The 13,819-nt window shown below is 67.5% G+C and carries 9 protein-coding genes and 1 pseudogene; 3 read left to right on the plus strand and 7 right to left on the minus strand.

The window, feature by feature from the left end:
- Positions 1–123: 123 nt before the first annotated feature.
- Together smrA and QE373_RS12770 are read right to left on the minus strand one after the other, a co-directional pair.
- Entirely contained in the window at positions 124–1,956 is a 1,833-nt protein-coding gene (smrA, locus tag QE373_RS12765; RefSeq protein ID WP_309687100.1) for a multidrug efflux ABC transporter SmrA, read from the minus strand.
- Between the two features lie 89 nt (positions 1,957–2,045).
- Positions 2,046–3,605 (minus strand): serine hydrolase, encoded by a 1,560-nt coding sequence (locus QE373_RS12770; RefSeq protein WP_309687103.1) that lies wholly within the window; start codon positions 3,603–3,605, stop codon positions 2,046–2,048.
- Positions 3,606–3,711: 106 nt separating this feature from the next.
- On the opposite strand from QE373_RS12770, the gene QE373_RS12775 reads away from it, so the two are divergent.
- From QE373_RS12775 to QE373_RS12785, 3 genes and pseudogenes are all read left to right on the plus strand, one after another.
- Complete coding sequence (locus QE373_RS12775; protein ID WP_309687106.1) at positions 3,712–3,834, plus strand: hypothetical protein; 123 nt, start codon at positions 3,712–3,714, stop codon at positions 3,832–3,834.
- Positions 3,831–4,632, plus strand: a pseudogene (locus QE373_RS12780) (DUF72 domain-containing protein). Before QE373_RS12775 ends, QE373_RS12780 begins: the two are co-directional and overlap by 4 nt.
- Positions 4,633–4,671: 39 nt before the next feature.
- A complete protein-coding gene (locus QE373_RS12785) occupies positions 4,672–5,589 on the plus strand; it encodes a DMT family transporter (RefSeq protein WP_123699479.1) in 918 nt (305 codons plus the stop codon).
- 6 nt (positions 5,590–5,595) lie between these two features.
- On the opposite strand, the gene QE373_RS12790 is transcribed toward QE373_RS12785, so the two are convergent.
- From QE373_RS12790 to QE373_RS12810, 5 genes are all read right to left on the minus strand, one after another.
- A complete protein-coding gene (locus tag QE373_RS12790) occupies positions 5,596–6,666 on the minus strand; it encodes a sensor domain-containing diguanylate cyclase (protein WP_057508676.1) in 1,071 nt (356 codons plus the stop codon).
- Positions 6,667–6,740: 74 nt separating this feature from the next.
- Positions 6,741–7,463 (minus strand): pseudouridine synthase, encoded by a 723-nt coding sequence (locus QE373_RS12795; protein WP_057508677.1) that lies wholly within the window; start codon positions 7,461–7,463, stop codon positions 6,741–6,743.
- A gap of 39 nt (positions 7,464–7,502) precedes the next feature.
- Entirely contained in the window at positions 7,503–9,131 is a 1,629-nt protein-coding gene (locus QE373_RS12800; protein ID WP_309687113.1) for a diguanylate cyclase, read from the minus strand.
- 142 nt (positions 9,132–9,273) lie between these two features.
- Positions 9,274–11,670 (minus strand): EAL domain-containing protein, encoded by a 2,397-nt coding sequence (locus tag QE373_RS12805; RefSeq protein ID WP_309687115.1) that lies wholly within the window; start codon positions 11,668–11,670, stop codon positions 9,274–9,276.
- Between the two features lie 196 nt (positions 11,671–11,866).
- Entirely contained in the window at positions 11,867–13,780 is a 1,914-nt protein-coding gene (locus tag QE373_RS12810; protein WP_309687117.1) for a DEAD/DEAH box helicase, read from the minus strand.
- Positions 13,781–13,819: the final 39 nt, after the last annotated feature.

Raw genomic sequence — 13,819 nt, forward strand, 5'->3', positions numbered from 1 at the left:
GTTGCAGGGCCCGACACGCCCTGCAGCTGAAATGCCGCATCAAGGGGACGCCGAGCCATGCTCGGCGGCTTCCGATTCGATCGCCACGGAAGGCATCCGCCGAGCGTGGCTCGGCGCTACCCATTAGCCCTCGGCGGCGACAAATCCACCGGTCTGGCGTGCCCACAGCCGCGCGTACAGACCGCCCGCCGCGACCAGCTCGGCATGCGTGCCGGTTTCCACGATGCGCCCCTGGTCCATCACCACCAGCCGGTCCATCCGCGCGATGGTCGAAAGCCGGTGCGCAATGGCAATCACCGTCTTGCCGCCCATCAGCTCATCCAGGTTGTCCTGGATCGCCGCTTCCACCTCCGAATCCAACGCCGACGTGGCTTCGTCCAGCACCAGGATCGGCGCGTCCTTCAGCAACACGCGGGCAATCGCGATGCGTTGGCGCTGCCCACCTGAGAGTTTCACCCCCCGCTCGCCCACCAGGGCGTTGTAACCCTGCCGGCCCTGGGCGTCGACCAGTGAATCGATGAAGCCATCGGCACGCGCCTTGGCCACGGCCGCACGCAGTTCCTCTTCAGACGCTTCCGGCCGCCCGTACAGCAGGTTGTCGCGGATCGAACGATGCAGCAGCGACGTATCCTGGGTCACCACGCCGATCTGGCCGCGCAGGCTTTCCTGGGTGACGCCGGCGATATCATGGCCATCGATGGTGATACGGCCACTTTCCAGGTCGTACAGGCGCAGCAGCACGTTGACCAGGGTGGACTTGCCCGCGCCCGATGGCCCGACCAGGCCGATCTTCTCGCCCGGCTTCACCTTCAGGTCCAGCCCGGCGATCACCCCACCGCGCTTGCCGTAGTGGAAATGGATGTCCTGGAAGTGCACGCCGCCGGCACTCACCTTGAGCGGCACGGCATCATCGCGGTCCTGCACCGTCAGCGGCTGGGAAATGGTGGTGATGCCATCCTGCACCGTGCCGATGTCTTCGAAGATGCCGTTGATGGTCCACATGATCCAGCCGGACATGTTGTGGATGCGGATGACCAGGCCGGTGGCCAGGGTGATCGCACCGACCGTGATCAGCCCATCGTTCCACAGCCACAGTGCCAGCCCGCAGGTGCCTGCGATCAGGAACCCGTTGACGATGGCGATGGTCAGGTCCATGCCGCTGGTGATGCGCGTCTGCCGGCGATGCTTCTCCGCCAGTTCCTGGATCGATTCGGCGACGTAGGCCTGCTCGCGTCCGCCATGGGCGAACAGCTTCAGCGTGGGGATGTTGGTATAGCCATCGACGATGCGGCCCATCGCCTTGGAACGCGCTTCGGAGGCGATCCACGCGCGCTCTTTCGCACGCGGCACGAAGTACACCATGATCACCGCATAGGCCAGCATCCACAGCACCAGCGGGATCATCAGCCGCCAGTCTGCCTGGGCGAACAGGAACAGCGCGGTGCCGGTATAGACCACGATGTACCAGAGCGAATCGACCATCTGCACCGCCGATTCGCGCAACGAGGTACCCGTCTGCATGACCCGGTTGGCCACGCTGCCGGCGAAATCGTTCTGGAAGAAGGTCAGGCTCTGGCGCACCACGTAGTTGTGCATCAGCCAGCGCGAGCGGTTGCTCAGGCCCGGCACGATGGCCTGGTTGACCAGCAGGTTGTGCAGCCCGACCAGCACCGGCCGGGCGATCACGCAGACCCCCAACATCCACAGCAGGTCCGACGCATGCCGCTGAAAGAAACCGGCGCCGGGCTGCTCGGCGACCATGTCGACGATGCGGCCGAGGAAATCGAACATCGCCACTTCCACCAGCGCCAGCAGCAGGCCAGCGACCAGCGTTGCCAGCAGCACCGGCCACACCGGGCGCAGATAGAACAGGTAGAACTTGAACACGCTGCGCGGCGGCATGCGCTTGTCCACCGGCGGGAAGACCGGGATCAGGGATTCAAACCAGCGGAACATCACAGTCGCTCACAGCGGGGTAACGGGTGGATTATCCCATCGTATGCATGGCGTGTAGTGACGGCCGCTGGCCGTTGTCCACGCCAGCCTCATCCCTGCGGCACGAACAACAGATCCTGGAAGTCGAAACTGAAGTCGGTCAGCTCCGAGATCGCCTGCAGGCGCACTTCGCGGACCTTGCCGTCCGGATCCAGGCTGAAGTTGACGAACGCATCGGCATTGAGCGAGCGGTCGTCCCAGCGCACGATGAAGGTGTCGTGCTGCCAATGCTCCAGCGTGCCGACCAGCTGCGCGGTCTTGTCGAACTGCAGGCGCAGCGCCTTGCCGTTGCCGGTGACGTGCATGTCGCCGTACCAGCGGTCGCGGTAGCGGCCCGCATAGCCTTTCAGCGGCAGTGACGGGGTGCTGCCCGTGGTGCGTGCCGCCTGGTGCCTGGCCCAGGCCGCGTCGGCCTTGTCCCGGCCCTTGTCCACCGCCTTGCCGTAGGCTTCCACCCAGTCATGCCGCTCACCGCCGAGATAGGCATCGAGCACGCTCAGGGTGATGGCATTGAAGGCCGCGCCGGCCTCCTGGTTGGTCAGCACCACCACGCCCAGGTTCTCGGCGGGTACCAGCGTCACCCGGGACACCATGCCCGGCCAGCCGCCGGTATGCCACACCAGCTTGCGGCCGCGGAAATCGCTCAGGCTCCAGCCTTCGGCGTAACCGGCGAAGTTCGGCCGCGCCGGCGCCAGTTCCGGTACCGCCGGCTCGGCCACCACCTGCGGGGTGATCATCTGCCACATCTGCTGCTGGCTCTTCGCCGTGAACAGCGCACTGCCGTCGGCCAGCTGGCCCTGCGCCAGCTGCACCTGCATCCAGCGCGCCATGTCATGCACGCTGGAGTAGATGCCACCGGCGCCGGCATTGTTCTGCCAGGTCAGCGGTGCCACCGTGCGCAGGTCGGTGAAGTCGAACTTCGCGTGGCCCACCGCCGCGTTGTCGCCAGCGCGCAGATGATCGGCGTTGTAACGGGTGCCGGCCATGCCGACCTTGTCGAAGATGCGCTGCTGCAGGAACGCCTGGTAGGACTGTCCGGAGACCTTCTCGATGACCTGCTGTGCGACGGCGTACAGGATGTTGTCGTAGGCATAACGCTCGCGGAAACCGCCTTTCAGCGGCACCCTGCCCAAACGTTCCACCACCTCGGCGTTGCTGTAGGCGGTGGTCGGCCAGAACAGCAGGTCACCGGCGCCCAGGCCCAGTCCACTGCGGTGCGACAGCAGGTCGCGCAGGGTCATCTGCTGGGTCACGAACGGGTCGGACATGCGGAACGACGGCAGGTGGTCGATCACCCTGTCGTCCATTTTCAGCAGTCCCTGTTCGGCCAGCAGGTTCAGCGACAGCGCGGTGAATGCCTTGGTGTTGGACGCGATGGCAAACAGCGTGTCGGCCTGCACCGGCTCCGGGCGGCCCTGCTCGCGTACGCCCCAGCCCTGCTCCAGCACCACCTTGCCATCCTTGACCACGGCCACCGCGATGCCGGGCACGTCGAAGCGCGCGCGTACCCGCTCCACCGTGGCATCCAGGTCCTGCAGCGGGGGCGGAGTCGCCGCGGTCGCCAGGGTGGTACAGGCCAGCAGCATCGCGCCTCCGATCAGGAATTTCATCACGCACTTTCTCCAGGCTGGGTTGCCGCGCGGTACAGCCGCCGACGGAATTCTCATGATGGTAACGGGGTCCAGCGCAGCCTTTCCCGTGCCAAAGGAGGGTGCCATGGATACACGCGAGCAGACCAGCAACGGTTCGACCATCATCCCGTGCCTGCGCTACCGCGATGCGCTGGAAGTGTTCGTGGGTGCAACCGACGTCGGCCGCTGCGTGCAGGCACGCGCATGACAGCGGCGGCAATCCGCTGCGGCATCGGCGGCTGGGTCTTCCCCGAATGGCGTGGCGGGGTCTTCTATCCTGAGGGCCTGGCACAGCGCGAAGAACTGGGGTTCGCCAGCCGCGCCCTGCGCTGCATTGAAATCAACGGCACGTTCTACCGTACCCCGACCGCTGCGCAATGCGCGCAGTGGGCCGCACAGACGCCGCCGGGCTTCCGTTTTTCGATGAAGGCGCCGCGCTACCTGGTGCAGCGGGCGTGATCTGTCCGGTGTTGCCGAGGCCGCGCAGCCTTTCCTGCAGGCCGCGCTGGGCCTGGGCGACCGGCTGGGCCCCCTGCTATGGCAGTTCGCGCCGGGCCACGCGGCCGACGCCGAGGCACTGGCGGCGTTCATGGGTTCCCTGCCCGCCACGCTGCAGGGCGTGCCGTTGCAGCACGCGGTGGAGGTGCGCAATGCTGCCGCGATGGACGCCACGCTGGTGCAGGCCGCACGCCTGCATGGGGTGGCTTTGGTCATCGAAGACAGCCAGGAAGCGGCGCTGCACGGTGATGTCAGCGCCGACTTCGTCTACGCACGGATCAAGCGCAGCCAGCCGCGCCTGCGTGCCGGGCTGCCCGCGCCACTGCAGCAACGCTGGGCCGCGCGCGCACAGGCCTGGGCCGCTGGCCATGCGGTGGACGACCTTCCGTTGATCGCAGCGCCGGCCGCAGGCAGGCCGCGCGAGGTCTACCTGCTGTGCATCGGCGCAGGCAAGCAGCGCAACCCCGCGGCCGCCATCGCCCTGCAACAACGCTGCGACACGCGCTGACCCATCGCCGCCGACGCTGGCTTGCCGCACAATACCGCGATGAGCAGCCCCGATACCCGCAAAGCCCTTCTCCAGATCCATTTCTGCGTGCTGCTGTGGGGCATCACCGCCATCCTCGGCAAGCTGATCACGCTGCCCGCGCTGCCGCTGGTGTGGTGGCGCATGCTGCTGGTGGTGGCCATGCTGGCGCTGCTGCCGCGGGTGTGGCGCGGCCTGCTCAACATGCCATGGCGGGTGGTCGCGGCTTACTCCGGGATCGGCGCCCTGGTTGCGCTGCACTGGCTCACCTTCTACGGCGCGGTGAAGCTGGCCAACGCCTCCGTTGCCGCCACCTGCATCGCGCTGGCTCCGGTGTTCACCTCCATCATCGAACCCTGGGTGGCCAAGCGCCCCTTCCAGCTGCGCGAACTGCTGTTCGGCATCGCGGTGCTGCCTGGCGTGGCGCTGGTGGTCGGCGGCGTCCCGGAGGGCATGCGCCTGGGAGTGCTGGTCGGCGCGATGTCGGCCCTGCTGGTGGCGGTGTTCGGTTCGCTCAACAAGCGCATGGTCAGCCATGCCGACCCACTGACCGTCACCGCGCTGGAACTGGGTGCCGGCACCCTGACCCTGACCCTGCTGGCACCGTTGATGCCGTTCCTGCTGCCCGCCCTCGCCAGCCCGCTATGGGTGCTGCCGGACCTGCATGACGGCATCCTGCTGCTGGTGCTGGCCGGCTTCTGCACGCTGCTGCCCTTCGCCCTGGCGCTGGTCGCGCTGCGCCACCTCAGCGCCTACACCGTGCAGCTGGTGACCAACCTGGAACCGGTGTATGCGGTAATCCTGGCGGTGGTACTGCTGCGCGAACAACATGAAGTCGCCGGCTGGTTCTACGTCGGCGTGGCGGTCATCGTCGGTGCGGTCTTCCTGCACCCGCTGCTCAATCGGCGCCGCCCGGTGCAGCACCCCGAACTGATCTGACCGGATTCATCCGGCGGTCTCCACGCGGTTGCGGCCGGCCGCCTTGGCCCGGTACAGGGCAGCGTCGGCGCGTTCGATGGTGCGGTCGGTCGGGTCACCGCTGCGGTGCGCGGCCACGCCGATGCTGACGGTCACCGGGAATCCCAGCGGCAGGTCGGCTACCGCCATGCGCAGGAAATCGCATTGCAGTTCAGCGGTGCGCAGGTCGGTGTCCGGCAACAGCAGCACGAACTCTTCGCCGCCGTAACGCGCCGCCATGCCGGCGCCGGCAAACTGGCCACGCAGCAGGCGCCCCAGTTCGGCCAACACGCGGTCGCCGGTAGCGTGCCCCTGGAAATCGTTGATGCGCTTGAAATGATCGATGTCGAGCAGCGCCACGCAGGTCTGCCGCGGCTGCCCCTCGGTGTCGGCCACGGCTGCATCCAGCGCCATCGCCATGGCCCGCCGGTTGGGCAGCCCGGTCAGCGCATCGGTCCGGCTCTGCTCGGCCAGGTCCGCGTTCTGCGCCAACAGCACGTCATGGTAATCAGCGAGCAGCCGTTCGTAGTCATCACGCTCCTGCATGTGCTGCTGGATGTCCAGCGCGAACCGGCGCAGCTCCATCACCACCATCACCTGCCGCGACAGCGCCGCCAGTGCCTTGGCACGGTCCGGTTCGAGCTGATGCGGCTGCGAATCGAACACGCACAGCGTGCCCAGGGGAAGGCCCTCGTTGCTGATCAGCGGCGCACCGGCATAGAAGCGTACGCCGGGGGCACCCACCACGATCGGGTTGTCATGGAAGCGCGCATCCAGGCGCGCATCCTCGATCACCATGACCTCGCGCGGGCTCAGGATCGCATGCCCGCACATCGACGCATCGCGCGGCAGCTCGGCCGTCTCCACGCCCTGCACCGACTTGAACCATTGCCGCTCGGCATCGATCAGGGTGACCGCTGCCATGGACGTGCCGGCCACCGCCTTGGCGATGGTGACAAGATCCTCGAAGGTCTGCTCCTTCTCCGAGTCCAGGATCCGGTAGCGGTGCAGCGCATCCAGGCGATGCGCTTCATTGGCAGGCTTGTCGGGCTTGATCATCCAGCACTCGAGTGATGGCAGCTGCCACCCAGTCTAGAGGAAAGCCACCGGGCATGGCGCGGCCCGGCCGGGTCTTACCAGTCCAGTTGTCCCGGCAGCAGCCCGCGCAGTTCCGGCTCGCTGAGGTTGCGCCACTGGCCCGGCTTGAGCGCGCCGATCTTGATGTTGTCGATGCGCACGCGACGCAGCTGGGTGACCCGGAAACCGAACTCGGCCGCCATCAGGCGGATCTGCCGGTTGAGCCCCTGCTGCAGGGTGATGCGGAACCCGAACTTGGCGATACGCGAGGTACGGCACGGCAGGGTCATCTGGTCGTGGATGCGCACACCGCGGGCCATCGCGCGCAGGAATTCGTCGGTCACCGGCTTGTTCACCGCGACCAGGTATTCCTTCTGGTGCCCGTTTTCCGCACGCAGGATCTGGTTGACGATGTCGCCGTTGCTGGTCATCAGGATCAGGCCTTCCGAATCCTTGTCCAGCCGGCCGATCGGGAAGATGCGCTGCTCGTGCCCGACGAACTCGACGATGTTCCCCTTCACCGAACTTTCGGTGGTGCAGGTCACCCCGACCGGCTTGTTGAGCACGATGTAGACGTGGCGGCGACCGCCCGGGCGGCTGGCCTGGCGGGCACGCAGGGGCTGGCCGTCGACCAGCACCTTGTCCTCTTCGCCGACCACCGCGCCGGTACCGGCGGGACGTCCATTGACAGTGACGCGACGTTCGCTGATCAGCCGGTCGGCCTCGCGACGGGAGCAGAAGCCGGTTTCGGCGATGTATTTGTTGATGCGGATGGTCATGCCCCCATTATCCGGCATTGTCGCGCCCACGGCATCCGTTCAGAGCGGGCGCACCGCGTCCAGCTGTTCACCGTCCATCACCCGGTCACGTCCGGCGCGCTTGGCCCCGTACATCGCATGGTCGGCCCGGCGCAGCAGTCCGGCCAGGTCATCATGGTCGGGCCGCCACTGGGCCAGGCCGATGCTGGCGGTCAGTGCCAGGCCGTCCACCTGCAACGCCACCCCGGCCTCGGTGATCCGGCGCCCCACCTGCTGCAGCCGCGCCGCGGCGATATCGCGCGGAGCGCCCGGCAACAGCAGAAGGAATTCCTCCCCGCCCATCCGGAACACCTCGTCACGCCCGCGCAGGGCGCCGCGCAAGGCCCCAGCCACCGCCTGCAGCACCGCATCGCCGGTGTCGTGGCCATGGCGATCGTTGATTTCCTTGAACAGGTCGATGTCGAGGAAACCGATCACCAGCGGTGCGCCCTCGGCACGTGCGCGTTCGATCTGCACGCCCAGCTCGCGCAGCCCGGCGCGGCGATTGGGCAGCCCGGTCAATGCATCGGTGTCGGCCAGTTGGCGCATCTGGTCACGTTGTTCGCGCAGGTTGCCCAGGCGCTGGTTGAGCGCATAGGCGGCCATCATCAGCAACCAGGTCACCCCCAGCTGCAGCGCTTCCACACGGTGCGCCAGCAGCCACTGGGCACGGGCCAGGTCGGCGACGATCATCACCAGGAACGGGGCCAGCGCCACCAGGCCGATACTGGCCCAGCGGTCACTGCGCGACCATGCCCATACTCCTGCCAGCAAGGCCGCCATGCAGCCGGTGAAGTGCGCCGCCTCCAGCACATCCGAGGTCCAGCCCAGCAGCGTCCAGTCCATCCAGGGCACCAGCAGCGCCACCGCGAACAAGGCGCCACTCACGGCCGACACCACGCCACGCGAACGCGGCCAGGCGCGGTCGCCTGCGTTGAGTCGCCACAGCATCGGCAGCAGCACGGCCTGTGCGCAGGCGGTCAGGCCAACCAGCCACCAGGCACTGTCCACGCCGATCGGGAACCACGGTTCCGGATACCCACTCAGCCCCCCCAGCACGGCCTGCCACAGCACGAACACCGCGCAGGCACCAACGTAGACCAGGAAAATACGGTCGCGGGAGGTCAAAAATCCCATCAGCGCCGACAGTGCCAGCGCCAGCGCAACCGCCACGCAGGCGGTACGCGCCAGCAACCGCGCGGTATCGCGCTGCTGTACCGGACTAGGCGCGCCGAGCCGCAGCGTAGGGCCCCAACGCTCCTTGAGCGGTGTCGCCCAGGACACATGGATCGGCTCCAGACTTCCGGCGCGGGGCACGGTGACCATGCCGATGCCGGCGCGGAAGCGCGAATCCCGCGTGCGGGCATCGCCCATGTTGCCGCAGATCTCACGGTCGCCGTGGCGTATCGACACTTCGCCCGCATAGACGTTGAAGATATCCAGCGCCTGCGGCTGGCCCGACCAGCCGCCTTGCGGGGCGGGAATATCCAGCTGTTGGCGCTGTCCGCGCAGCATGTAGGGGGCACAGGCGCGATGGGGCGTCGGCTCGTCGGTCGGTCCGCCCAGCAGCAGGTAGTCGCGCACCGGCTGCGGTGCCGCGGCGGCATTGCACAATGACAGCAGGCCGGACAGCAGCACCGCAGCCAGCACCCACCCGCCCCTGTTCCAGCGGCCCGACCGTACTATCGTGCTCCCCACGCACCACCCGCCTGCTTGCCATCCATGTCGGGAGATTATCGCAGCCCGGCTGATTTCACGCCGGACCGCCGCCGCGCGCGGGCGAGGACGCGCTTCAGCCGCGACCCAACCACTTCCCGTGCGTGTCCTGGCGCACCGGGTGCAGGGCGGTCTGGGTGATCCGCTCCAGCGGCTGCGGACGCTCGATCGCATACCCCTGCAGACCCTGTACGCCCATCTCCACCAGCTGCGCTGCCTGCGCTTCGGTCTCCACCCATTCGGCGATCACCTCCAACTGCAGTTCGCGCCCCAGCGCGGCGATGGCGCGCACGGTGGCACGGCTGACCGGGTCGGTCTGCATGTCGCGCACGAAGGTGCCATCGATCTTCAGCAGGTCCGCCGGCAGCTGCCGCAGGTAACCGAAGGACGAGAGTCCCGAGCCGAAGTCATCCAGCGCGATGCGGCAGCCGCGCGCCTTCACCGCATCGATGAACTCCCGCGCCTGCGCAAGATTGCTGATCACCGCCGTTTCGGTGATCTCGAAACACAGCCGCTTGGCCAGGGTCCGGTTGCGTTCCAGCAGGTCACTGACGAAGGCCAGGAAACTGGGCTCGGCGATCGACTGCGCCGAGACGTTGACGTTGCAAAGACCCAGCCGCGCCACGTGCGCGGGACACACCTGCAGGTGGCGGATCAGCATCGACAGCACGCAGCGGTCCAGCGACATCCCCATGCCGTAGCGCTCGACCGCTGCGATGAATTCGCCCGGGCCATGCAGCACGCCCTGCTCATCGCGCATCCGTACCAGCACTTCGTAGTGCAGGTAGCCCGGATCGCCGACGGTAGCGATGCGCTGGGCGTACAGCAGCATGCGATTGTCAGCGATGGCATGGCTGACGCGGCGCAGGCGCTCGGCCTCGTTGCGCCTCTCATCCAGCGCCATGCGGTCTTCGTTGAAGCAGTGCACGCGGTTGCGCCCGGCCTGCTTTGCGGCATAGCACGCACTGTCGGCCGCGCCCATCAACCAGTTCACGTCAGGCGTATCGGCGCCCACTTCGACCACGCCCACGCTGCAGCTGATCTTCAGCGTGTCTTCGCCGAACTGGATGCCGGCCTGGCCCAGCGTGCGGATCACCCGGTGCAGCACCTGCCGCGCTTCGTCCTGACTGGCACGCGCGAGGAACAGCGCGAACTCATCGGCGCCCAAGCGTCCCACCCAGTCGCCATCGCGCACGGAGCCCTTCAGGTGCTCGGCGAACGCACGCAGCATCTGGTCGCCCGCCGCGTGCCCTACCGTGTCGTTGACCAGCTTGAAATGGTCCAGGTTGAGGTGGCACAGCGCATGCACGCCGCCCTCGTTGCGTACCTGCTGCAGGGCCTGTTCGAGCAGCCGCTCGATCTCGCGGCGGTTGATCAGCCCGGTCAACGCATCGTGGCTGGCGTGGTGCTGCACCTCGCGCACGAGTGCGTGGTTCTGGGTCACGTCTTCGACGATGGCGAAGATCGAAATGCCCTGCTTGCCGCGCGGCACCGCCGTGCCGCTCCAGCGTCCCCACATCAGGCTGCCATCGGCGCGCAGGAAGCGCAGCTCTCCGGCCTTCAACTGCCGCGGCCAGTCGATCTCGCCGTTGCCATCCAGCACCAGCTCGCCATCGGCCAGCAGCTCGCGCAGGTGCATGTGCACCAGCTGGTCGCGTGATCGTTGCAGCAGGTCGGACAGCGCCTGGTTGACCTCCATCAGGCCGCCGCCGCCATCGATCTTCAGCATGCCCACGCTGGCCTGGTAGAACGCCGCACGGAAGCGCGCCTCCTGGTCCATCAGGTCGATGCGCACGCGCCGCGCCAGCAGCACCGCCACGATGGCGATGGCCACCACCGACAGGGCGCCGACAATCAAGGTGGTCAAGCGCACCAGCGAGGACATGTGCACCAGCGCGAGCGAGAAGCTGCGCGCCGTGTCCTGCAGCTGCAGGTCCAGTTGCTGCAGCCGCTGCTGGTACGCCCTGGCCTGGTCGCCTTCGATGGGCCCGGCGGCGATCCGGCGCTCCAGGTCATCGCCGATGCGGGCGATCTCCAGCAGCGGCGCGTCGGTCTCCCGCCACAGCCGGGAGGCCTCGCGGAAATAGGCCAGGTCCCTGCCATGACGATAGGAAAGAATCAGCCGATTGAGGTCGCCCTTGGCGTTGTTGCCGCGCAGGAACGCGGCGCGGGCGGCGGCGGTATCGGGTGGGTCGCGCTCCAAAGCGCGGCGCGCTTCGAGGTCGGCCAGCGGAACATCCAGCTGCGCGCGGGCCTGTTGCAGGTGCCCCGGCTGGCCGCTGTCCAGATACTGCTGCAGCGAGGCCACCGCCTGCTGCTGCGCGCGCGACCAGTGGCTCTGGCCAACGATCCACGCGGTGGACGCGGCCTGCAACTCCTGGATGAGCGCGGAAATGCCCACCAGACCGACGGCCATGCCGGTCAGCAGGGCGAAACGCAGCGTAAGACCGCGCGTCCTGGCACCTGGTCGCATCCCCGCACCGGCTTCAGCCATACATGGAACCCCCGAATCCGTGGTTGGTCCTGCTTGCCGCCTTCACATCATGCACGCTAGACCCGGCGCTGTCTGCACCATGCGAAACCACCCGCCGGTGGCCACAGCATTGTCCCGGGACAAAAAAAAACGCCAGCCCGGAGGCTGGCGTTGGATTCAACCGATCACGCGCGGATCAGAAGTTGCGCGGACCACGCGGCTTGAAGCCTTCGCGGCGCGGCGGACGATCATTGCCGCCCGGGGCACCCGGACCACCCGGACCACCCGGACCACTGCGGCGCGGACCGCCCTTGTCGAAACGCGGCTTGGACGGGGCACGGGGTGCCTGGCTGATGTCCTCGCCCGGCTCCACGCGGCGCATGTTGAGCTGCTGGCCGGACACCCAGACCTTCTTCAGGTGGGTCAGCACGTCCTGCGGCATGTCGATCGGCAGGTCGAGCACCGAGAAACCATCGTGGATGTCGATGCGACCGATGAAGCGGCTTTCCAGCCCCGCTTCGTTGGCGATGGCGCCGACGATGTTGGCCGGCTTCACGCCATGCTGGTGGCCCACTTCGATACGGAAGGTTTCCATGCCCTGCTCCGGTGCACCGCGCGGCGGCATCTCACGGCGCGGACGCTCCTGGAAACCTTCTCCTTCGGCACGCGGGGCGCGGTCGAACTTCGGCCGGTCGCCGCGATCGAAGCGGTCGCTCCGCTCCGGACGCTCGGTGCGCTCGAACCGCTCGCGCGGGGCACGCTCTTCGCGCGGCGCACGCACCGGCGGCTGCAGCAGGAACGGGGTGTCACCCTGCATCATCTTGGCCAGCGCGGCGGCGACGTCGATCGCCGGCACGTTGTTCTCGCCTTCGAAACGCTCCAGCAGCTGGCGGTAGAAGTCCAGGCCGCCCTGGCCCAGCGTTTCGCTGATGCGCGCGGTGAACTTGTTGACGCGATTGTCGTTGACCGCTTCCACGCTGGGCAGCTGCATTTCTTCGATCGGCTGGCGGGTGGCGCGCTCGATCTGGCGCAGCATGCCCTTTTCGCGCGGGGTGGCGAACAGGATCGCCTCACCGCTGCGGCCGGCACGGCCGGTACGGCCGATGCGGTGCACGTAGCTTTCGGTGTCGTACGGGATGTCGTAGTTCAGCACGTGGCTGATGCGTTCCACGTCCAGGCCGCGCGCGGCCACGTCGGTGGCGACCAGGATGTCCAGCTTGCCTTCCTTCAGCATGGCGATGGTGCGTTCGCGCTGGGCCTGCTGCATGTCGCCGTTGATGGCGGCAGCGGCCAGGCCACGCGCCTGCAGCTTGCCGGCCAGCTCTTCGGTGCCGGCCTTGGTGCGGGCGAAGATGATCATCGCATCGAACGGCTCGACTTCCAGGATGCGGGTCAGCGCATCCAGCTTGTGCATGCCGCTCACCCACCAGTAACGCTGGCGGATGTTCGCCGAGGTGGTCGTCTTGTTGGCGATGGTGACTTCGGCCGGATCCTTCAGGTAGGTCTGGGCGATGCGACGGATGGCCGGCGGCATGGTGGCCGAGAACAGCGCCACCTGGCGCTTCTCCGGCAGCTTCTTCAGCACCGCTTCGACGTCGTCGATGAAGCCCATGCGCAGCATTTCATCGGCTTCGTCCAGCACCAGCGTCTTCAGCTCGGACAGGTCCAGCGTGCCGCGGTTGAGATGGTCGATGACGCGGCCGGGGGTGCCCACCACGATGTGCACGCCACGACGCAGCGCGGACAGCTGGGTGGCATACGGCTGGCCGCCGTACACCGGCAGCACGCGGAAACCGGGGATCTTCGACGAATAGGTCTGGAAGGCCTCGGCGACCTGGATGGCCAGTTCGCGGGTCGGGGCCAGCACCAGGGCCTGCGGCTTGCTCTGCTGCAGGTCGATGTTGGACAGTACCGGCAGGGCGAACGCTGCGGTCTTGCCGGTGCCGGTCTGGGCCTGGCCCAGCACGTCGCGGCCTTCCAGCATCGCCGGGATGGTGGCGGCCTGGATCGGCGAGGGGGTTTCGTAACCGACGGCGGCAACCGCCTGCATCACGGGCTCGGAAAGGCCGAGCTGCGCGAACTGCAGCGGCGCCTGGGTATCTTGGGACATGGGGAACTCCGAAGGCACTGCCACGAACGTGGCAGGCGA

This window comes from Stenotrophomonas sp. SORGH_AS_0321 (assembly GCF_031453215.1).
Classification (GTDB): domain Bacteria; phylum Pseudomonadota; class Gammaproteobacteria; order Xanthomonadales; family Xanthomonadaceae; genus Stenotrophomonas; species Stenotrophomonas chelatiphaga.

Excerpts from the sequence above, each read along its gene's own strand:
- QE373_RS12805 (WP_309687115.1), bottom strand. The coding sequence starts at position 11,670 with ATGCGACCAGGTGCCAGGACGCGCGGTCTTACGCTGCGTTTCGCCCTG.
- QE373_RS12810 (WP_309687117.1), bottom strand. The coding sequence starts at position 13,780 with ATGTCCCAAGATACCCAGGCGCCGCTGCAGTTCGCGCAGCTCGGCCTT.
- smrA (WP_309687100.1), bottom strand. The coding sequence starts at position 1,956 with ATGTTCCGCTGGTTTGAATCCCTGATCCCGGTCTTCCCGCCGGTGGAC.
- QE373_RS12775 (WP_309687106.1), top strand. The coding sequence starts at position 3,712 with ATGGATACACGCGAGCAGACCAGCAACGGTTCGACCATCATCCCGTGC.
- QE373_RS12770 (WP_309687103.1), bottom strand. The coding sequence starts at position 3,605 with ATGAAATTCCTGATCGGAGGCGCGATGCTGCTGGCCTGTACCACCCTG.
- QE373_RS12790 (WP_057508676.1), bottom strand. The coding sequence starts at position 6,666 with ATGATCAAGCCCGACAAGCCTGCCAATGAAGCGCATCGCCTGGATGCG.
- QE373_RS12785 (WP_123699479.1), top strand. The coding sequence starts at position 4,672 with ATGAGCAGCCCCGATACCCGCAAAGCCCTTCTCCAGATCCATTTCTGC.
- QE373_RS12795 (WP_057508677.1), bottom strand. The coding sequence starts at position 7,463 with ATGACCATCCGCATCAACAAATACATCGCCGAAACCGGCTTCTGCTCC.